Source organism: Clostridium sp. FP2 (assembly GCF_011065955.2).
Classification (GTDB): Bacteria; Bacillota; Clostridia; order Clostridiales; family Clostridiaceae; genus Clostridium_AD; species Clostridium_AD tagluense.
Genome location: NZ_JAAMNI020000001.1, coordinates 1,835,062 through 1,854,404 on the forward strand (window position 1 = coordinate 1,835,062; position 19,343 = coordinate 1,854,404).

Below are 19,343 nucleotides of genomic sequence, written 5' to 3' on the forward strand. Positions count from 1 at the left end.
TCGATTAGTCATAATAATTACTTATAAAAATATTAGTTTAAACTAAAGACTCAATCATAGTGATATTTATTCCACCCCATCATTTTATTATAGGGCTTTTTATAAAATTATGGTTAGTTGATCTCTTATAATTTATAAAATTTATTTGTAGAATGACCTTTTAATCAACTAAATGGAGGTACCGATATACTGCATCGAGGTTGCTCTGACCATATTTCAGTATTGAGATAAAATCGTAATGTAGATGCAAGTCTTGCAAAATACTCATCCGCGGTATGAGACTCTAGAGTGCAAAAGGTGACGTCCTGGTTAAATACCTCATATCTAGCGGGAAAAACTGAACCTCTTTGTCCCATAGCCTCATGTTTTGTTGCATAGACGTAAAAGAAAAGCAGTGCAAAATCGACATAAGAAAACCATACCTTAGTTCCATATAGGGGATCGCTATCGTATACGCCAGTCACTGCTGGAGCATTTTTATAATCTCCAGTATTTGCGAAGGCATTCAAAGGCAGTGCTGCAGCTAAAACGAGCCATGAATTTAGAGGCTTTTCCGAATCTGGAAATTGTTTTTTTAATTCTTCTGCTGCATGAGCCATCACCAGGCAACCTAGCGAATGTGAAATGACTTTCCCTCTCTTTGTTCTGTCGATATTTGAATCAGCCATCTTTTTAAGAAAAGGGAGCAAAACTTCTTCACCAGTATATATGGCTCTTTTTTGCCATTCTCTCCACATAACCGCCGCAAAGAATTCAGGTGCATCCCCGGTGACAGTTCCACCCAAGACAGTTTCAAAACCAGCTCGTATGATTACTTCTTCATCATTGCTTAAGGTACTATCGTAACTGACAATAAAAACATCTGTATCTTTGCTATAGTCAGTGATGTCATTATTATACATCCTGGCGGCATTCTCAAATTTTTCGTAGAATTCATAGGCAGCTTCCTTTGTGGGCTCATTTTCTATCCCATGAATAAACACAAAAGGAGTACGATCGGCAGGAAATGTGATAGTATTAATGTCGATTTCTTGCATATTCTCAGAACCTCTTCCTTCCCAGACGGCCTCCTTGGGATTAATCAATTGAAAGATCCTTGGATAAATTTTACGATGCAACTTACCGCCAACACGTTCCCATACCATGTCGAATACTTCAATATAGGAATCAATCACTTCATTTGTAATGACTGCTTGATATTCACTGGTTCTATTAGCAATCCGGTTCCTGATACTGTCGAAATCCGAAACACATCCTTCTGCTCTATCAAGGATAAACTTAATGTCTTCGCACGTATTATTAATAACATTGATTGCAGTATCGTTGACCGACTTTAAATTTGCCTTTACCTTCTTTTCTGCAGCACCTAAGTCAATAATCTTTGATTTATTCATTATAATATCGCCTTTCCTCTCTTATAACGTATTTGTAAAGTTTTTCCATGCGCCATCTGAATTATTACATCTAAAACACTATTAGCATTGATAATAATAACTATTCCCATGAATTATAATTATTATTCAAAGAAGAGTGTCTTATAGCTGCAGTAGTTTAGCTGAGGGGTTATATACTTTAAAGAATAGACTGATATTTGCACTTAAGGATAATCGGGACTTTGACTTTGATGATGAGGTTGTAGATAACTACGGGCATAAAAGTTTATATTAACGCTTGACAATTAAACAATAATATTATAATATGTAAATAACAAATAAATAAAAAGAGGAGCGGTCAATATGAAAAATCAAATTGCACAGTTAAACCAGGCAAAATTCAAAAGCTGGACCGAAGGAAAAACAGTAGAGGTTATTGATCAGAAGTACATTGAGCTAACAGAGCAGATTCATATTTGTTCAAAGCCTATCAATATTAAGAAGTTGTTATTCATGTTCCAAAACAAGGAGTTTGTAAACAGGACAATCATAGTCAAGAAGTATAAGGATAGATATAGCCTGGTTGTGGGTTTGAAGTGGTTAAAGGTAGCTAAAGCATTGAATATTCCTATCTCTTGTATTGTTATTAATGAGAAGTATAATCATCAAAGGTTTGTTAAAAAAGTTGGATTGATAGAAAATTCAGCAGAGGATATTAAGGTTCCAAAGGGAACAGAGTTCTTATATCCGGTTGGAAGAGTTAAAATAGCTGCATACCTAAAGAAGCATTCTCCCAATGGAGCAAAGTATAAAAAGAAAGAAGCTTTTTACTTGAAGAATCAAGTAATAGATAAGCCTATCACAGTAATTAAAAATAGTCAGGATAAGAATGGTGTAGTTGTAGTGGATGAATATATAAGATTCTTAGTTCTTGTTAAACATGGTGTTAAGAGTATTCCAGTTAAGTTTGCTGTAAACAACTAAACAATAATATTATGGGAGGAATGTAAAATGGATTGTATCGATATAGGAATAATAGGAGTTGTAGTGGTGGGAGTCACTTACCTAGTTCTTGAAAGTAGATACTCAAGGAATAAGAGAAAAACTTTAGATGAAAAATATAATGTAAATAAATTCCCGGTAACTTCGATAATGGGAAATCAGTATTATGCTGAGATAATTTATAACCATAGAGAATATTGTAATAAAAGATTTAGTTGTAAAATTTATAAGAGATTATTAAAGAAGAATGGAAAATTCAAAGATGAATTATTGTTGAATCGAGATGTGGGATTTGAAAGTTTTGATTATGATTATGTTGAAGTAGTAAAAATAACTATAGGAGAATATGAAGCTGAGCATAAAGCAGAGATACTAAAGAAGAAACACAAGGATGAATCAATTACAATGAACAAGAAGCTATTCAATGAATGGGATGGAGTAATTCGAGAGGAGAGTTAATCATGACAATAATGCAGAAAGCGAATTATCTAATAGACGAACTAGGAGTTCGGCAGCAATTTATATGCGACAAGATAGGCATGGGCAAAAGTTCTTTCAGTGAGTTTGTAAATGGTAAGAGAGGAATAAAGGCTGTTAATAAGGCTAAATTAGAGGTGCTGGTGAGTAATTATAATATAGTTGAAATATAACTTGAACAACGGAACAATAATATTACGTGAGGGGAATAACTATGAGAATATATGAAATAAATAGATACCAGTTTGAGGACAAAGAATATAGCAAGTGGTTAGGAGACTTAAATAAAGGCCTAAGAAAAGCAGGATTAAAGAACGAGTCATTATCAGCATACAAATCCATATGTAGTCAAATGAGAGAACAAATATGTACTGAAAATATATTATTACTTTGTACAGAAAACAATGGAGAAATTACGATTATAGAGTTTGACCATAAGGCTGATGGATTAATACACTCACATTATTTCGAGGAAGGAAAAGGTTATTATATATAAGAAATAACTTAAAAAGCTTATTTTAAGAGGAGGAATTATGGAAGAATCAGCATGTGCTATCAATTTAAAAAAACTCAAAGAAGAAGAGTTAAAACGCAAAGGATATAACGCTCAAGATATAGGACTATTGAACTCATTAAAAGAGATGGAAAAGTTTCCAGAAATATTAGAGCACTATCTTGAAATATATATTCACAATAAAGTAATGTATGAAAATCAGAATAAGAAATTAAAAGAATCTGTTTTAGTATGGTGGAAGGAACATAAAGACGATATAGATACTGGAAGGCATTCAGAATACAATGTTTACGATGAAGTGCCTGATTTTGTTAAGATAGCAATGGGAAGAAGATAATAAATTTATTTTAAAGAGGAGGGAATTATTAATGATTAAAATAGTTGAAGGTAATATATTAAATGCAACTGAAGATGTAATATGTCAACAAGTAAACTGTCAAGGAGTTATGGGAGCCGGACTAGCTAAACAAATTAGAAATAAATATCCAGAAGTCTACCCATTATATAAAAGGTTCTGTGAAGGCTGTGAAAATAACGATAGGAGAACTTTACTAGGAGAGATTCAAACTATTCCCGTATCTGATGGCAAAGTAATAGCAAACCTATTTGGTCAATATAATTATGGAAGAGATAAACAATATACTGATTATAAAGCCTTGAGAGAATGCTTAGAGGGTATGTTGAGAATGGTGAGCATGTTCGATGACTCAATAGCAATACCATATGAGATAGGCTGCGGACTAGCCGGTGGAGACTGGAATATAGTTTATAAAATAATTGAAGATGTTTTTAAAGATTATGAGGTTACACTTTATAAATTCAAATAATATTTAAAATGTCACCAGTAGAAAAGCTGGTGTAAGATAAAGAGGAGGGAATTATTAATGAAAGAATGTAAGTTTTATTTTGACGAGATAGTCTACGTAGATTTTGAAGACCACAAAATAATTGGTAAAGTTCAAAGCCATAGAATTACAGATACAGGAATGATATTATACAATGTTTCTTTAGCTGGTTTATATGTTCCACCCACAATGGTTCACAAATTGACAGAAGCCCAAGAAACTGCTTATTTTGAACTATTGAAGAAGTATGATGGTATAAATAAGACAGAGGTATTTACTGAAGAAATGCAAGAAATATTCAAGAGGGAAGAGTAGATATGGATTTATCAAAATATACATTCTGGCAATTGATTAAATTGTATAATCAAATAGGAATAGAATTCTTAAAGAGGACATGGTGGATTTGGATTATTATATTAGCTACTGCGATAATTGTAATAATATATAAAAATAGACAAAAGTAGCAGTTTATAAAAGATCTCTTTTAAAAGGGATATTGGTGACTAAAGTCACCAGCTAAAATAAAAATATTGAAAAAAGCAAAAATATAATTGAGCATTATATCTAAATTATATAATTGAAAATGTTGATTTCAGAGGGTCGAAGCATAGTCCAATATGTAGTATAAAAGTATTTTTAATTGTTAGAGATGCTGGATTTAAACGGTCACAGATTAAAAATAAAATAATTAAATCGTACCTCTAAAAAAATGGGCTTATAATTATAAGAGAAAGGAGAACTACTATGAAGGAAGTTAACGCAGACTTATATGAGTTTTTAAATAATCACGAAGTCCACATATATATAGTTGATAAGAAAATAGAATCTCAGGTATTCATACCATTTTATGATTTAGAAGATTTTGTAAAGATAGCTGGTTCTGGATGGCTAGATGAAGGTGGAGCAGATTGTAAACTTCAAGATGGAAACATTTGTATTGATATAGTAGACCTTATAGAGAGCGATGGACACCTAATATCTTCCTATAGTAATTGTTTTGAGAAAGATGAATGGAACCAGTATAGAGAACAAATTTTAAAGATGGAGGAATAGATAATGAGTAAACGAGATAACCCAAATTTAATATTGATGACATATTGTAATGTGAATTTACAGTGTGATGATGAGAAACTACAAATGAGATATAGAAGAACAGAGGAAAAGGCTTATGGAGTGTGGTTCTGTAATGGAAATAACACTGGGCTGCAAGTAATTGAATTAATTAAAATGCTACGAGAAAAATACAGCAGTATAAAAGTTATCTGGAAAAAGCAATAGTGATTCCATATCTTAAAATGCTGATTTTAGAATAATGGAAAATTAACGTAATTTTAAGTTGACTTCATGAAGTCATGAGGTTATAATAAAGTCATAAAATTAATAAATACGAAGTGAGGTGAGGAATATTAGCGATTATTCTTACAAATACATACTTGAACTTAGTCTTGCTTTCCCTAATACAATGGCTCCATTAGATTTTGAATCAGAAGATGTTGAAAGGGACATATACAAAGCACAAACTCTTTTTAATTCTAGGTTTGAAGGAAGAAAGGAAATAAATGTTGATAAGATTATTGGTCAAAATTTATACTTAGAACTGCTAATTTCATTTATTCCTAAGAATGCTACTCGAGAAATTAGTGTGTTCAGTCAGATATTAGTACAAGATTTTGATTTTGATAAGTATAGTTCAAAACCAGGTAGGTTGTTTAAATCAGAAGTAATAGAGTATCCGGAAGGCGTAGACAAAAAGAATGATTATTCTATCTCTGTGCCAGAAGGTATTGTTTCCCAGGTTGCTGAAAAAATAATGAGAGATTATGATCACGAGTACCCAATTAACAAAATACCACTAAGAAATTCACAGTTAAATACAAAATCGAGTGTGTTTATTGAGATGAGCAATGAGATACTTGCTACTGACAATATAGATGAATTGGACAACCATATTAAACAGCTTGAGAATTTACTTCTGCTAGCAAAAACAAAGAAAAATCTTATAATTATAAATAATTTATAGTTTAAAATAAACAACATTTAAATAAAAGAGTGAGGGGGGGCATTAATAATTATGGAAAAGGAAATTTATATGTTAGATATCGAAGGAACTAACGAGGATATAGTATTAAACAGCAATACAGAATCTGAAAAAGAAAAATCTGCTGAAACACTAAATAATGTATTATGGCATGTAGATGCTGGTGATGAGCCTACAATAGTAAATATAGGTGGATACTACATAACATCTAGGCGCAATGCGGCAGATTACACAGAAATGTATGGTTGGATTTTCTCAAAAATTTTAGTTGCTGAAATGTGATTATTAGATTCATGTACAGGCTATGTTTTAAAGAGTAGCTTATATATAGAACTAAGTTTATAGTGACAGTATTGTGTATGTAGATATATTTTTTTAATTACCATTGCCATATATCTTATAGGTTATAAATTAGAAGGAGGGGTACAAATGAAAGCTTTAGCAATAGGTTCATTCTATGAACATGATTCTGTAGAAACTGATTATTTTAGATCATCAAAGTCTTTTCTGGACTATGATATTATATTAATTAATTTTGATAGCATATTAAATGAATATAAAACAACGTCCAGTAAAACATACCGCGGTAAAAAATGCTTAAATGATGACGACTCGGTTAAAATTAAAGAGGATATTAAAAGACGAAAGGTTGAAATACTTGAATTGTTAAAAATGGGGAGAAATGTAATCGTATATTTACCCGAACCACAAATATGTTTTGCAGATACTGGGAACAGAGAATACTCTGGTACAGGTAGAAATAGGCAAACAACAAGGATAATAGATGCTGTAGACTTATTGTCAGTATTACCAATAAAAGTAAATGCGATTGAAGCTCAAGGTGAAAGCATAGACTTTAAAGGTGATGCCCAATTTGCTGAATTTTGGAAGCAAAATAAAAAACATTTATGTTATAACGCTTATTTTAATGAACCAATTGGCAAACCAATATTTTATATAAAAGGAACAAATAAAGTTGTAGGCTCTTATCTCAAAGTTGAGAACGGAAACTTAATCTTTATTCCGTCATATTACGATGACAAAGAAGATGAAAAGACTGAAAAGATATTCTTTCAATCATTATTTAAATTAGTTGAAGAACTAAAAAAAGAAACAGGTGATTTTGAACTGCCAAGTTGGAGTAAGGACTATATGCTACCCGAAGAATTGACAATAATAAATAATATTAATAAATTTAAAAATGATATTAATAAGATTGAAACTAAAATAAGTAAGCAAAAAGAAATTATTGCAGCATTAGAAGAGCACAAGGTATTGTTTACAGGTACAGGAAGAGCGCTTGAGGTAGCTACTGCAAATATTTTTCAAGAGTTAGGATTTGAAGTAACTGAAGGATTGCCAGGAAGAGATGACCTGATTCTAAAGTATAATTCAAAAGTAGCTGTTGTGGAAGTAAAAGGAGTCACTAAAAGCGCTGCAGAAAAGCATGCTGCTCAATTAGAAAAATGGGTAAGCGAGTATTATGCTAATTTTGAAATAAGACCTAAAGGGATTCTAATAGTTAATACTTTTAAGGACGTTCAATTAAAAGATCGCACAGAAGATGATTTCCCTTCTCAGATGATAGGTTATTGCAAAAACAGAGAGCATTGCCTAATAACTGGAATGCAATTGTTATGTATTTATTTTATGTTAAAAAGCTACCCAGAAAAAAAAGAAGAAGTTATAGAAGAGATGTTTAATACTTGTGGAGTTTACGAGAAATACCTTGATTGGTCTAATATTATAAGCAATACCCAAGAGAAATTATAGTAAATAAGATAAAATAAGTTTATGTAAAAATTCATTATGCTATTTTTAAAGTAAATATTCCCAAACCTTTTAAAAAACTAATATGGGGTTGGGAATATAAAATTTAGCTATTTACAATTAAACAATAATAATATATTATAGTAACCAAGAACAAATATTTTTTAAAGTTAACAACGGAACAATAATGTTATAAGGCGGTGATAAGTTGCAGCTTACTAAGATTAGATCATTAAAAGTTTGGCTATACGAATATGAGAGTATTCAAGAAAAAGAGGAACATAAAAATAATATGCTTCTTGCCAAGTTTTTAATTGAGAAGGAATCAGAGCTATCAGTTGAATATAGCCAGGTAGTAAAAGAAAGCGAATAGGAGTGATGTTAAAATGAAAATAGTTATAGATGAGTTAGAGTTAAGAAAGCCATGCGAGAAAGTTAAACTATTTGAGATGAAGGGTATTGTAGAATCATTTCCTAACTTAGTTAAAACTATGAAAATAAATAATGGTGTTGGATTATCAAGTTGTCAAGTAGGGATACATAAAACCTTCTTCATAGCACAGATAAGCAGCATTACGAAATTGTTTATTAATCCTAAAATTATAAAGTATAGCGAAGAAAAGTATGTTGAGGAAGAAGGATGTTTAAGTTTTCCAGGGGTCTATAAAAATATAAAAAGAAGCAATCATATTACAATTCAATACTTTGATTATAAAACTAAGAAAATAATCAAAGAGGATTACTCAAATTTTTCAGCAAGGGTAATACAACATGAGTACGACCATTTGCAAGGTATTTGCTGCATACTGGACAAAGCAATAGAAGAGGAGGGAACTATTAATGAAAAAATTTAATTGTACAGTAACCAGGATAGACGAATATGAGATCGAAATAGATGAAAATATTATGACAGAGGAGTGGATGGCTGATTACAGGAAAACGTTTAGTAATGTTAAAACTCTAAGGGAACATGCAAAGCTTATAGCTCAAGAAAAAGCTAGAGGAACGGTGTTTATTGAAGGTTACGGAGTTCCAATGGTGGACAACGAATTTCAATATTACATGAATAAAAAATCTACTGAGAATATAGGAATTAACATTGTATCTCTTTCAGAAGATGAGGATTGTGAAGTTGACTGTATAGAAATAGTCTAACGAATTTATAAATTAATGAGGAGGGTATATAGATGGATACAACAAATAAACATATAGGGAATGTTCTTTCAAAAATGTCAGATGAGGATATAAAAGAAGTTCTTGAGCAATATATTCAAAAATGTGGACTCAGCATAGAATTAATGAGCGCATACTTCCAAAAGGTATTAATATGTGACGGGTTTGACTATGAAGGAAATATGAAGAAAGTGGAGGACTAATAAGATGGAAACAAATTATAAAATAAGTGATAATGGTAAACCAAAAGTTAGTTTCAGTAAGGAGTTCAAAAGTTTAGCCCAATTTGATAGGGTAACTGGTGCCACATTTAAAATTGGAAAGGAAACATTATTTATTTCAGAGTCGAAAGTAAACAGTCATAGAGAATCAGTAGAGAGAAGTTTTCATATCTCGTTAAGGCAAGATGGAGTAGGCAGGAATATAGGAGAATACAGCCTATCACAAATGCAATTTAACAAAGAAGAACTGTTAATTGTAAGAGATAATATTAATAAGTTAATAGAACAGGACTAAAGAATAGTATATTAAAACACGGATTTTAAATGACAAATTAAATATTATGGGCAGTGACCTAACCACTAAAGGAGATTAATTATGGAAGAGTTATCAACAATATTAAACCAAGTAGTAGAACAAACAAAGACATCAGGAAATGCAATAGGTGAGGCTATGAAGATTCCTTGGAATGAAGCTAAGAAACACATGACTTGGTATCAAATTAAAAGAGTAGAAACAAAATGTTTCTTTAGCCGTATTTGGTTTAAAGTATTAAAGAAAACAAAGTATAGGAAATTATTCGCAGCAATTAATTAGTACTGATTGTAAATAAAGGAGGGAATATGAGTAAAATTGAATTTCAAAATGGAAGTATAATAGAGACGGTAGAATCTTCAGGTGAAAGTGTAAGAGGTAAAGTAAGAGGCTATGCTTGGACTGATGAGAAAGAAACAAGATTTGAGGGAGGAATTATTATGAATTCAGTAATACAAATAGTAAAAGAATTAGAGGAAACTTCATCAACAAATAGCAAACAAGATATATTAAAAAGAGAAGCTGGTAACGAATTGTTTACAAAGGTTTTATATTGTACATTTTCAGACCATTTGATGTATGGGTTTAGCGAAAAGAAATTGAGAGAATTGTTGTCACAAGGCAATATAGTCAAAGAGCTCAGAGGGCTAATAGGAGATGACATGAACGAAAGCAAAACTTGGAGTGATGTATTTGAGATGTTAGAGGAATTATCTGTATCAAATATAAATAGTGACCTTAGAGACAGGACTATATTGTTCTTGTTAAGTCAAACAGAAGAAATCAGAGAATTATATATTAAAATGCTTACTAAGGATCTAAGATGCAGTATATCTGCAAAGGGTATAAACAAGGCAATTAAAGGTTTGATTAAAGTATGGGATATACAGCAAGCCTATTCCATTGATAAGGTAAAACTAAAGAAAAGTGAATGGATTGCATTATCTTTAAAGTTAAATGGTATTCGCAGTACATTAATGAATGAAGAGTTTAAGTCAAGGCAGAATAAGCCCATGAATGGATTAGACCATGTTTTGGAAGATTTAAAGCAGTTAAATGTTATTGATAATTTTGTTATAGATGGTGAAATGGTAAGAAAAAATATTGATAATGTTCCCGACAATGAAAACTTTAGACTTACTGCAAGTATATTGAACTCAGATAGTGGTGACAAATCACAAATAGAATATGTAGTATTTGATATTGTACCTAAAGAGGAATTTGTAAAAGGAGAAAGCAAGTTAGGATTTAAGGATAGATTAGATCAGTTAAATCGTCTAAAAGAACTAATTGCTACACTAGGGTTGAAAAATATAAGAATAGCTCCAACATATTATACTGGCACAGACCATTCAATGATAGAAACTTTATTGACTAAGGTTGATTCAGAAGGGTATGAAGGTCTGATGTGCATTAGGGATATGCCTTATAAAGCAAAACGTAATAATGGGATTCTAAAATGCAAAGTTTTTAAAACCTGTGATATTAAAATAGTAGGTTTTGAAGAGGGAGATGGTAGGTTAAAAGGAACGTTGGGAGCTGTGGTAGTACAATATAAGGATAACGTTGTAAATGTAGGGTCAGGATATACAGATGCAGAGAGGAAGGACATTTGGGAGAACAAAGACACTCTGTTAGGAAGGATTGTAGAGGTAAAATTCAAAGAGGAATCTATGGATAAAGGTACAGGGTTAGTTAGTTTACAATTTCCCACATTCGTATGTTTGAGAGAGACAGGTAAGGAGGTTAGTTACAATTAAATAATAATATCTTAAATGTCATATTTTATATTACAGAATTGAATAAAAAGCGAAGGAGGTAAAGTATATATATGAAAAATAAAATAAACATTACTCAAATGGCTAATATAGTTGCAAATGAAGCTGGATTATTACATTGCACAATAGAAAATGCGTGGAATGGTATAAATAAAAATATAACTGAACATTTTGATTTTGAAGAAGTAAAATCTTTAATTGAAAATTTTAATTCGTAATTCAAAAGAAGATGATTTAAAATGAGAGATTTAAGAGGAGGTAATTATGTTAGAAATATGTGTTTATATTGGAGAAGATTATGTTGGCAGTATTGAAAGTCCTGTAGTACCCCGTAAGTCTGAATCTATGCTATATAAAGGTAAATGCTATACTATCAAAGATGTAATTTATTCAACTAAAAAAACAGGCAATCTAATGCCCAGAGTATCTACGATAGGGATTGAATTAGGTGGAGTAATAGAGAGTAGGAGGAATGACTTATAGAGTATTTATATAATTGTCCCGAGCACGGAGAGTTCATTGTAGAGAGAAGAATAACAGATTTAACTGTAACCGTCTGTAAGGTTCCAGGATGCCAGTGTAAAGTAGAACAGGTATTTATTAAGGCGAATGTAGATCTGAGCTTTAATGGTAGCTATAACTCAACAAGGAAGTAAAAACGTATCGAGATATGAGAATATTATGAAGAAAGGAAGCGATTAAATTGATAATAAGAAATATAAAAACTGATATAAATTTAATAGAAATTGCAAAAGTAGATGCTACTGTACAAACAGAAGATATTGCAGAATATTACTTGCTAAAGTCAGAAGAGTTTAAAAATATGTTGAAAAAAGTAGTATCAGCTTTAGATGATATTACAGAAGAAGAAAATTGTGGAATTTATGACGATTTAATTAAAAATGCACGAGAACTAATTTATAAATAAATTCGCTATTCAAATATATGATAAAGGAGGCCTCTATGTTAGAATCAGATATTCAATCTTATATGGATCAGTTTAATGTAGATAGGAAAGCAGCTATAGAAGGAATCGAAGAATATTACGCTGCCGAGGACAGAAAAATGTATGAGACCCAGCAAGATTTAATAAGAAGCACACATTAAAATCTAAGTTTTAAAGGAGGGAATAGTATGGTAGTATTCTATACAAATATAATAAACAAGATTGCGTCCGGAACAAAGCACGGCTATTCAAGAAAGAGCCTTGTAAAATTAGATGAATGGCTTAAAAACGATATCCGGACTAACGCGCAAATAGATAAAGAAAAGAAATTCTAAATTCTTTAAAATACTTATTGACAATAAAACAGTAACGTAGTAATATATAAATATCGAAGCAATAAAACAGTAACGAGGAGGAATATATTAATGAAAATCGAAATGGGTACAAGTTACAGAGTAGTTAAGAACAGAGAAAGCAAGTTTGGTTGGTGCAAGGACATAATAGGCATCGAAGGTAAAATTGTTACAGTGATAAGAAATGCTTATTCTCCAGAAAGTTATAAGATTAAGGATGAATTTGGTAAAACTTATGTGTGTCAGCCTTGTAATTTGGAAGCGATTAAAGGATTAAAAAAAGTATTAAGAGATAGAGACACTGAGTATGGTACAGTTGGGGAAGAGTCTCCTTTTAAAGATGTAGATGGAACCAAATTGTATGTTGGTGATGTGGTAGAAAAAAATAAAAATGGTATGAGCGGAGGAAAGGGATTCATTGTAAAAACAGATGATTATGGATTCTTTGTAATGGGGATACAGTGTCGTTGTAAACCAATTACTGGAGAAATTGAAGCTTGGGAAGTTAAACTTGTTAAAGAATATGAGTCATTAAAGACTGGAGATAAATACGGTAGCATAACTGTTATTGAAGTTGAAGAAGAAATTGCATCTACAGATTCTAAGCCGTCAGAACAACTAAAGGATAATATTAAGGAGGATGGTATTGTGGTAAAAGATTTAAAAATTGGAGATAAAGTAAAGGTTGCTAACAAATCAAAAATTCTCGATATTGTTGGAAACGTGGATGTAGGAGATACTGCAATTATAGAAAATATAGAGAAGGCTAATTCATATAAAATTAGAATGGATAAAGATAATAATTACTGGTATGCAAAAGCTGAAGAGTTAGAATTAATTGCAGACAATCCTAAATTTGAAATTATTACTACCGGCACAACTACTACAGTAAAGATTGAAGATGGTAGACAAGGCGTAGCCAAGTTGTATTACAAGGATACGTATAGCAAAGGGTTTGGAATTGTAGCTGCTCTAGGTAAAGCAATGGATATAGATTTAGTAGGAGAAGTTCAGAAAGTTGTTGGGAGTTATGGGTTGACTAGTAAAAAAATATCTTCTGCTAAGGACATAGTTAACAAAACAGAAGTAGTCAGAGCCGCTGAAAATTTTAAAGTTGGTGATATTATTAAAGGTATTGATGATAAATATTATGTAACCAATAAGAAAATGACAAAGGGTGAAGTAGTAAAGTATTTGCCAGGAGGAAGTATAAAAGTCAAAGTGTTAGAGCATAAAGAGATTGACTGGGTAGGAGAAGAATATATTGTAGAACCAGAATACTTTGAATTGGTCGAAGCTTCTTCAGTTAAATTTGAAGTAGGCTGCAAGGTAAAGATTCCTACAACTAAGCAAGGTGAAATTGGTAGAACTTCAGCCGTTATGAATATAGCCAAAAGAAGGGATCAAGACCATCTGTTTTTAGTAAGAATAGATAAAGAATATTGTAGTGGAAAAGACATTTACGTACTCAGCGAAGATATTGATGGAATAGGAGATTTCTTTCACTTAGAGGATTTAGAACTATATACAGAAGCTCCTTCTCTTAAAAAGCCAATTTTAAAAGAGGGAAAGGCTTGTATTCTTACAATAGCTGATTTTAAAATCGGAGACAAAGTTGTCCCTCATGCAAAAACAGCAAGGGGTTACGAAGGACATTTTGAAAAAGAAAGCAATTGGAAAGAGGCTAAAAAACTAGGACAACCATACTTATATGTTACAACTAAATACAGAACTCCTGTAGGTGAACAAGTTTTAAAACTTAATTCTAGTAAGAATGGATATAGCGGAAATTACTACTTACCAACGGATGTTACACTTTATAATAAAGAAAAAAAAGAAGTCGTTAAGGCAGAAGAACCATTGATTCTCAAAGTAGGAGACTCAATAAAAATTAGAACAGATTTAGTTCCAGGTAATTCGTATGATGGCGGGTGTTATTTTGATGAAGAAATGAATGGCTTTGCAGGGAAAGAGGCTAAAATCGTTGCATTAAGAAGAGGTAATCCTAATAGATTTGAAATAGACGTAGATAATGATGAATGGTCATGGAGCCCTAGTATGTTAGAAAAAGTTAAAGAAAAGGCTGAGGATGAAGTCACAGTGACCGTAGCAGAAGTAGAATTTAAAAAAGGGGATTATATCTACTATAAAGAAACAAGCTCTGGAAAGTTTGGTATATGTAAAATTAATAAAATAAAAGATCAAGAATTATGGGGATGTTGGACAACAAATTATGTTGAAGAATTACCAAAAACAATAAAAGAATTTGAGTCACTTAAAGTAAACTCAAGAGAAACATATGTTAATGCAAGAAAAGGAAACGCTTATAAAAAACTTGTTTTAGTAGATGATAGTGAGCCTGAGTTTAAAATTGGAGATGAAGTTACTAGAGATGAGGCAATTAAAATACTTGAAGATGGTGGAGAAATCAAAGATTATGAGGGCTGGATTTACTTTATAGAAGATAGTATTTTAAAATATAAAATATTAACAGGAGAGATTAAGAAAAGTTCAGGGTATGGTGGTGGATCTAATTTACATGGAACATTAAAAATAGAATCTTTTTCAAAACTTGAACCATCTATAATTAAAGAAGATGTTATTCCAGCTCAATTTGTAACTGTACAAGCTATAGATAATTTCCAGGCAAAGAAAATGGTTAAAGAAGGAAAGGAAATCATAGTAAATAATATTTTCAAATATTTCTTAGAAGATGATGTATTAATGTTCAGAAGTATTAAAACGGGTATGCTGCACGAAAGTCTTGGATTCAAGGAAGCTTTTAAAGAAGGATTTGTTTATTCAGCGTTATAACAACTAAACAATAATATTACGGAGGGTAAATTATGAAAAGTTTGTTATGGTTTATCTTCCACACATTCACAGATTGCAAAGAGTCCAATCTTCTTGAATTAAATCACGGTTCAAGATGCAAATGTAAAAAGTGTGGAAGAATACATTTCAGATACTCTTAGATAAAGGAATTGACTTTATTGTTGAAGGTGGTCACATCTACAGCCTAAAAGGGTGCAAGGACAGGTACTAAGGATAACAGCTAAATGAAGTAGTATTCTAACACTAGGATTTCTTTTACCATTTTCGATATCGCATATATGGGTCTTTGAGACTCCAATCTTATCTGCCAGCTCTTGCTGAGTTAAATTTGCTATTAACCTACACTCAAGATATTTCATACAAACCACCCTTTTATTTGCATTATAACTCATATTTCTACAAAAAAACAAATGTAAATATTGGTAACCAGTTTAATCGACAAAAGATACGCAAAGTTAGCTATAAGCGAACAGGATAACTTAAATTAAATTAAAAAATATACCAGTTATGACAAAATATTAACAAAGAATAATGTATAATCAAAAATGGAGTAAAACATTAAGTATTATAAACAAAATAAATAGACAATGGGGGAATTAATTATGGAATTACGTATTTTAGACATTGAAGGGACTCATGAGAAAATAGTTTTAAATGGAGGAATAGATACTAGTGTAAAGAAAGCTTTAGGCAAACTAGAAGAAGTACTTGGACAAGTAGACTTAGGCATTGAGACGACGATTCAAAAAATAGGTAACGCTTATACGACAACAGTGGACAATGCTAACTGGTATAAAGAAATCTATGGTTGGATCTTTAGTGAAATAACAATTGCTAATTTATAGTTGCTTGACAGCGAGCCATATCGCTAGGTGTATGGCAGTAGAAAAAAAAGAAATTAAAATATAAGGAGCTGGTTATTTGTTTAAAGGGAGAGATTCACCGTTTAATTGAATCTAGAACAATTAAACAATAATGTTATAAAAGTTAAATTTTAAAAGGATTGAAGGAGGAATTATTAATGGTTAAATCATTTTTGAAAACAACAGGTTACAATGCTCAGGTGGAATTAAAGAAGCTTCAAACAATCTCAGATAATGCAGTTAGTGTTTTCGGAGGAATGGTAAAAGATTTAATTAGTGCCAATGAAAAGCTAGAGAGTCTAGCAGCTAACTCAGATGCGATAATTGATGAACATGCAGCAATGGCAGTAAGTGCTAGAGGTAAGATCAAAAGTAATGCAGATATAATAGAGAAAATTTCTAAGATAATGTCTTAGTTAAATATTAAGGGCAGAAAGGAGAATATTTACTATCGGAGTCTACTCAGTAAGAAAAACACAAGAAGAATTTTGCAAGGAAGTCGAAGAGAAATTCAATGGGAAGTTTACTGTACTTGGCCAGTATGAAAAAACTAATGTAAAGCTGCTTATTAGAGCAAATGACTGTGGCCATGAATTCGAGATGAGACCAGGTCATCTACTATCCGGACAAGGCTGTCCACTATGTAGAAAGAACAAAAAGAAAACTCATGACGAATTTGTCCTTGAAGTAGAAGAAAAATTTGGAAGTAAGATAACTGTCTTAGGTAAATATAAAACAAGTTCAGATAAAATTAGAATACATTGTAATGCCTGTGATAGAGATTGGAGTCCAGAAGCTAATGAAGTTGTCAGCAAACGGGAATTTCATATTTGCGAAGACAGAGGAGGTAAAAACAGAAAAACGACTGATGAATTTAAACAAGAAGTATATGAGCTAGTAGGAGAGGAATATCTTGTGATGAGCGAGTATACCGGTGTAAATAAAAAGATTTTAATAAAACATAATACTATTAATTGTAAGCATGAATTCAAAACAACGCCAGGTAGCTTTTTAAATAAAGAATCAAGATGCCCAAAATGTTTTGGTTACACTTGTAGTAGAACAACGGATGATTTAAAAAAAGAGATATTTGATATTGTGGGAAATGAATATGAAGTTTTAGGAGAATATACGAAAGCAGATAATCCTATCTTAATGAAGCATAGTCTTTGTGGAAACGAATATTCAGTAAGAACGATATCATTCCTGAGAGGCGACAGATGTCCTAAATGCCAGCACAGGAGCTATGCAAAGACGACAGAAGAGTTCAAAGAGGAAGTTTTTAAATTAGCAGGAAATGAATATAAGGTATTAGGAGAATACGTAAGAAATTCTGAGAAAATTAAGTTAAGACATAATTCTCCTAAATGCAAAAGTCCCGATTTTCTTATGACACCATCAAGTTTTATAGCTGGGCAGCGATGTCCAAAGTGTAAAGCTTCAAAAGGAGAAAAGAGAGTTAGAGAATTTCTTAAGGAGAGGCACTTTATTTTCAAAGAACAATATAGGATTAAAGATTGTAAAAATATTAGACCTTTACCATTTGATTTCGCAGTATTTGATAAAGATGAAAGTATTAATTGTCTAATTGAATATCAGGGGAAGCAGCATTACAAAGGCTGGGATAGTGGAAGAGAGAGTTTAGAAAATATTCAGTTTAGAGACAATATTAAAGCGAAGTATTGTGAGGACAATCATATAAAATTATTATTAATACCTTATTGGGAATTTGAAAATGTAGACAAAATATTAAATGCTATACTTAACAACTAAACAATACTATTGCCATGACAAAGGGCTTTGTACTTTGTACATATAAATGAAAGAAGGAATATTAAAAATGGCAAATACAACTTATACAGGAAATCTTACACAAAGCAAAGGATCAGAAAAATTCAGGGGAATTGTATGCGGCAAGGACGTCGCTAAGAAGGGTTTTGGATATGTAGATTCACCTGCAAAGGCTGCAAAAGACGGTAATCCTGCAAAGAACCCCTACAGATCACTAAAGTTCTTCTTATCTACAAGTAATGATAACAAACCAGTTATTGAGATTATAGGAAGTCCAAAAGAGTTTGCTTATGCTTATAGCAAGAAAGAAAAAAAATCTATGAAGATAGAATGGGCAAAGAGGAATAATAAGCTTCCTGGGGATTATGAGTTAATGATTCCTGAATATGATTTAGCAGAGAAGTTAAACAAAGAGCTTAAGGATGGTTCAGAAGTTGTTATTGTAGGAGAACCTAAATTCTCTGTTTATGATAATCCAAAGTCTGGAGTTTCAGAAGAACAAATCTCAAATACTATTAAATATGTATATCCAGTAACTGAACCAATAAATTTTAATGCAGAGGACTTTAAAGAAGAAAGTACTTTTGCACAAGATATTGTGGTTAGAGACTTCTCTGAGGACACTAAAATAGGTAAAGGATATTTATTCTGTTACATCGTAGGATATGCAGGCAAATTCAACACAGCTACTTTTGAAATAAATATAACAACTATGGATCAAAGCTTCTACAGAAACCTTAAATCGTTGAAGTTCGGAGACTCTATAAGAGTTAATGGAATAGTCCATAATAGACAATTAAAGAAAGAAGTTAGTACAGGCTGGGGTACAAGTGAAGATGTAAATGATGGTTTTAAAAAGTGCTTTGAAATCACTGGTGCAGATGGTTCTTCTTTAATCAAGAAAAGATATAAAGAAATTGATTTCGTAGAATCTCAAGTGGATGCTACATTCGCAGGAAAAATAAACGTTCCAGCAGATAAGCCCGAAGATAAAGTTGAAGAAGGAGTATTACCTTTCCCATTAGGCTAAAATACGAGGGCTTTAATTAGT

32 protein-coding genes are annotated in these 19,343 nt (G+C 31.7%); 30 read left to right on the forward strand and 2 right to left on the reverse strand.

Translation table 11 applies throughout. From position 1 onward, the window contains the following. Positions 1 to 164: 164 nt before the first annotated feature. Positions 165 to 1,394: a hypothetical protein gene (locus tag G9F71_RS08575; protein ID WP_164948838.1), complete on the reverse strand. Its 1,230-nt coding sequence runs from the start codon at positions 1,392 to 1,394 to the stop codon at positions 165 to 167. A gap of 342 nt (positions 1,395 to 1,736) precedes the next feature. Between G9F71_RS08575 and G9F71_RS08580 the strand changes: the two genes are divergently transcribed. From G9F71_RS08580 to G9F71_RS08705, 26 genes are all read left to right on the forward strand, one after another. Further along, entirely contained in the window at positions 1,737 to 2,357 is a 621-nt protein-coding gene (locus tag G9F71_RS08580; RefSeq protein ID WP_164948839.1) for a hypothetical protein, read from the forward strand. Positions 2,358 to 2,384: 27 nt separating this feature from the next. Then, positions 2,385 to 2,834 (forward strand): hypothetical protein, encoded by a 450-nt coding sequence (locus G9F71_RS08585; RefSeq protein WP_164948840.1) that lies wholly within the window; start codon positions 2,385 to 2,387, stop codon positions 2,832 to 2,834. Between the two features lie 2 nt (positions 2,835 to 2,836). Beyond that, positions 2,837 to 3,025 carry a hypothetical protein gene (locus tag G9F71_RS08590; RefSeq protein WP_164948841.1) on the forward strand — a complete coding sequence of 63 codons (189 nt, stop codon included), beginning with the start codon at positions 2,837 to 2,839 and terminating at the stop codon, positions 3,023 to 3,025. Positions 3,026 to 3,066: 41 nt separating this feature from the next. After that, a complete protein-coding gene (locus tag G9F71_RS08595; protein WP_164948842.1) occupies positions 3,067 to 3,348 on the forward strand; it encodes a hypothetical protein in 282 nt (93 codons plus the stop codon). A 37-nt stretch (positions 3,349 to 3,385) separates the two neighbouring features. After that, entirely contained in the window at positions 3,386 to 3,703 is a 318-nt protein-coding gene (locus G9F71_RS08600) for a hypothetical protein (protein WP_164948843.1), read from the forward strand. Between the two features lie 31 nt (positions 3,704 to 3,734). Next, entirely contained in the window at positions 3,735 to 4,193 is a 459-nt protein-coding gene (locus tag G9F71_RS08605; protein ID WP_164948844.1) for a macro domain-containing protein, read from the forward strand. A 57-nt stretch (positions 4,194 to 4,250) separates the two neighbouring features. Next, positions 4,251 to 4,526, forward strand: a complete 276-nt coding sequence (locus G9F71_RS08610) for a hypothetical protein (RefSeq protein WP_164948845.1) — start codon at positions 4,251 to 4,253, stop codon at positions 4,524 to 4,526. 2 nt (positions 4,527 to 4,528) lie between these two features. After that, complete coding sequence (locus G9F71_RS08615) at positions 4,529 to 4,675, forward strand: hypothetical protein (RefSeq protein ID WP_164948846.1); 147 nt, start codon at positions 4,529 to 4,531, stop codon at positions 4,673 to 4,675. Positions 4,676 to 4,955: 280 nt separating this feature from the next. Next, a complete protein-coding gene (locus tag G9F71_RS08620) occupies positions 4,956 to 5,264 on the forward strand; it encodes a hypothetical protein (protein ID WP_164948847.1) in 309 nt (102 codons plus the stop codon). A gap of 3 nt (positions 5,265 to 5,267) precedes the next feature. Then, a complete protein-coding gene (locus G9F71_RS08625) occupies positions 5,268 to 5,489 on the forward strand; it encodes a hypothetical protein (protein ID WP_164948848.1) in 222 nt (73 codons plus the stop codon). A gap of 118 nt (positions 5,490 to 5,607) precedes the next feature. Beyond that, complete coding sequence (locus G9F71_RS08630; RefSeq protein WP_224626264.1) at positions 5,608 to 6,231, forward strand: hypothetical protein; 624 nt, start codon at positions 5,608 to 5,610, stop codon at positions 6,229 to 6,231. A 51-nt stretch (positions 6,232 to 6,282) separates the two neighbouring features. Continuing rightward, complete coding sequence (locus tag G9F71_RS08635; RefSeq protein WP_164948850.1) at positions 6,283 to 6,531, forward strand: hypothetical protein; 249 nt, start codon at positions 6,283 to 6,285, stop codon at positions 6,529 to 6,531. A gap of 147 nt (positions 6,532 to 6,678) precedes the next feature. Continuing rightward, a complete protein-coding gene (locus tag G9F71_RS08640) occupies positions 6,679 to 8,022 on the forward strand; it encodes a hypothetical protein (RefSeq protein ID WP_164948851.1) in 1,344 nt (447 codons plus the stop codon). 205 nt (positions 8,023 to 8,227) lie between these two features. Continuing rightward, entirely contained in the window at positions 8,228 to 8,392 is a 165-nt protein-coding gene (locus G9F71_RS08645; protein ID WP_164948852.1) for a hypothetical protein, read from the forward strand. A gap of 13 nt (positions 8,393 to 8,405) precedes the next feature. Next, positions 8,406 to 8,873 carry a peptide deformylase gene (def, locus tag G9F71_RS08650; RefSeq protein WP_164948853.1) on the forward strand — a complete coding sequence of 156 codons (468 nt, stop codon included), beginning with the start codon at positions 8,406 to 8,408 and terminating at the stop codon, positions 8,871 to 8,873. Beyond that, complete coding sequence (locus G9F71_RS08655) at positions 8,860 to 9,174, forward strand: hypothetical protein (RefSeq protein ID WP_164948854.1); 315 nt, start codon at positions 8,860 to 8,862, stop codon at positions 9,172 to 9,174. The genes def and G9F71_RS08655 overlap by 14 nt, the downstream gene beginning before the upstream one ends. A 32-nt stretch (positions 9,175 to 9,206) precedes the next feature. Then, positions 9,207 to 9,395, forward strand: a complete 189-nt coding sequence (locus tag G9F71_RS08660; RefSeq protein WP_164948855.1) for a hypothetical protein — start codon at positions 9,207 to 9,209, stop codon at positions 9,393 to 9,395. 4 nt (positions 9,396 to 9,399) lie between these two features. Next, complete coding sequence (locus G9F71_RS08665; RefSeq protein ID WP_164948856.1) at positions 9,400 to 9,708, forward strand: hypothetical protein; 309 nt, start codon at positions 9,400 to 9,402, stop codon at positions 9,706 to 9,708. An 81-nt stretch (positions 9,709 to 9,789) separates the two neighbouring features. Then, on the forward strand, positions 9,790 to 10,008 hold the full coding sequence (locus G9F71_RS08670) for a hypothetical protein (RefSeq protein WP_164948857.1): 219 nt from the start codon (positions 9,790 to 9,792) through the stop codon (positions 10,006 to 10,008). 26 nt (positions 10,009 to 10,034) lie between these two features. Then, on the forward strand, positions 10,035 to 11,486 hold the full coding sequence (locus G9F71_RS08675) for a hypothetical protein (RefSeq protein ID WP_164948858.1): 1,452 nt from the start codon (positions 10,035 to 10,037) through the stop codon (positions 11,484 to 11,486). 71 nt (positions 11,487 to 11,557) lie between these two features. Then, positions 11,558 to 11,722, forward strand: coding sequence for a hypothetical protein (locus tag G9F71_RS08680; RefSeq protein WP_164948859.1), 165 nt, complete (start codon positions 11,558 to 11,560; stop codon positions 11,720 to 11,722). Positions 11,723 to 11,768: 46 nt separating this feature from the next. Next, positions 11,769 to 11,987: a hypothetical protein gene (locus G9F71_RS08685; RefSeq protein ID WP_164948860.1), complete on the forward strand. Its 219-nt coding sequence runs from the start codon at positions 11,769 to 11,771 to the stop codon at positions 11,985 to 11,987. A gap of 220 nt (positions 11,988 to 12,207) precedes the next feature. Further along, positions 12,208 to 12,432, forward strand: a complete 225-nt coding sequence (locus tag G9F71_RS08690; protein WP_164948861.1) for a hypothetical protein — start codon at positions 12,208 to 12,210, stop codon at positions 12,430 to 12,432. Between the two features lie 35 nt (positions 12,433 to 12,467). Then, entirely contained in the window at positions 12,468 to 12,611 is a 144-nt protein-coding gene (locus G9F71_RS08695) for a hypothetical protein (protein WP_164948862.1), read from the forward strand. Between the two features lie 27 nt (positions 12,612 to 12,638). Next, positions 12,639 to 12,785, forward strand: a complete 147-nt coding sequence (locus tag G9F71_RS08700) for a hypothetical protein (RefSeq protein WP_164948863.1) — start codon at positions 12,639 to 12,641, stop codon at positions 12,783 to 12,785. Between the two features lie 90 nt (positions 12,786 to 12,875). After that, the gene (locus G9F71_RS08705) at positions 12,876 to 15,617 is read left to right on the forward strand and encodes a hypothetical protein (protein ID WP_164948864.1); all 2,742 of its coding nucleotides are present in this window, start codon (positions 12,876 to 12,878) and stop codon (positions 15,615 to 15,617) included. Positions 15,618 to 15,793: 176 nt separating this feature from the next. On the opposite strand, the gene G9F71_RS08710 is transcribed toward G9F71_RS08705, so the two are convergent. Beyond that, a complete protein-coding gene (locus G9F71_RS08710; RefSeq protein WP_164948865.1) occupies positions 15,794 to 15,997 on the reverse strand; it encodes a helix-turn-helix transcriptional regulator in 204 nt (67 codons plus the stop codon). Between the two features lie 243 nt (positions 15,998 to 16,240). Here G9F71_RS08710 and G9F71_RS08715 point away from each other — a divergent pair, with 243 nt between their 5' ends. From G9F71_RS08715 to G9F71_RS08730, 4 genes are all read left to right on the forward strand, one after another. Next, the gene (locus G9F71_RS08715) at positions 16,241 to 16,483 is read left to right on the forward strand and encodes a hypothetical protein (protein ID WP_164948866.1); all 243 of its coding nucleotides are present in this window, start codon (positions 16,241 to 16,243) and stop codon (positions 16,481 to 16,483) included. A gap of 176 nt (positions 16,484 to 16,659) precedes the next feature. Then, complete coding sequence (locus G9F71_RS08720; protein WP_164948867.1) at positions 16,660 to 16,917, forward strand: hypothetical protein; 258 nt, start codon at positions 16,660 to 16,662, stop codon at positions 16,915 to 16,917. A 184-nt stretch (positions 16,918 to 17,101) separates the two neighbouring features. Next, entirely contained in the window at positions 17,102 to 18,274 is a 1,173-nt protein-coding gene (locus tag G9F71_RS08725; protein WP_164948868.1) for a DUF2726 domain-containing protein, read from the forward strand. Between the two features lie 67 nt (positions 18,275 to 18,341). After that, the gene (locus G9F71_RS08730; RefSeq protein ID WP_224626266.1) at positions 18,342 to 19,322 is read left to right on the forward strand and encodes a hypothetical protein; all 981 of its coding nucleotides are present in this window, start codon (positions 18,342 to 18,344) and stop codon (positions 19,320 to 19,322) included. Positions 19,323 to 19,343 lie beyond the last annotated feature (21 nt).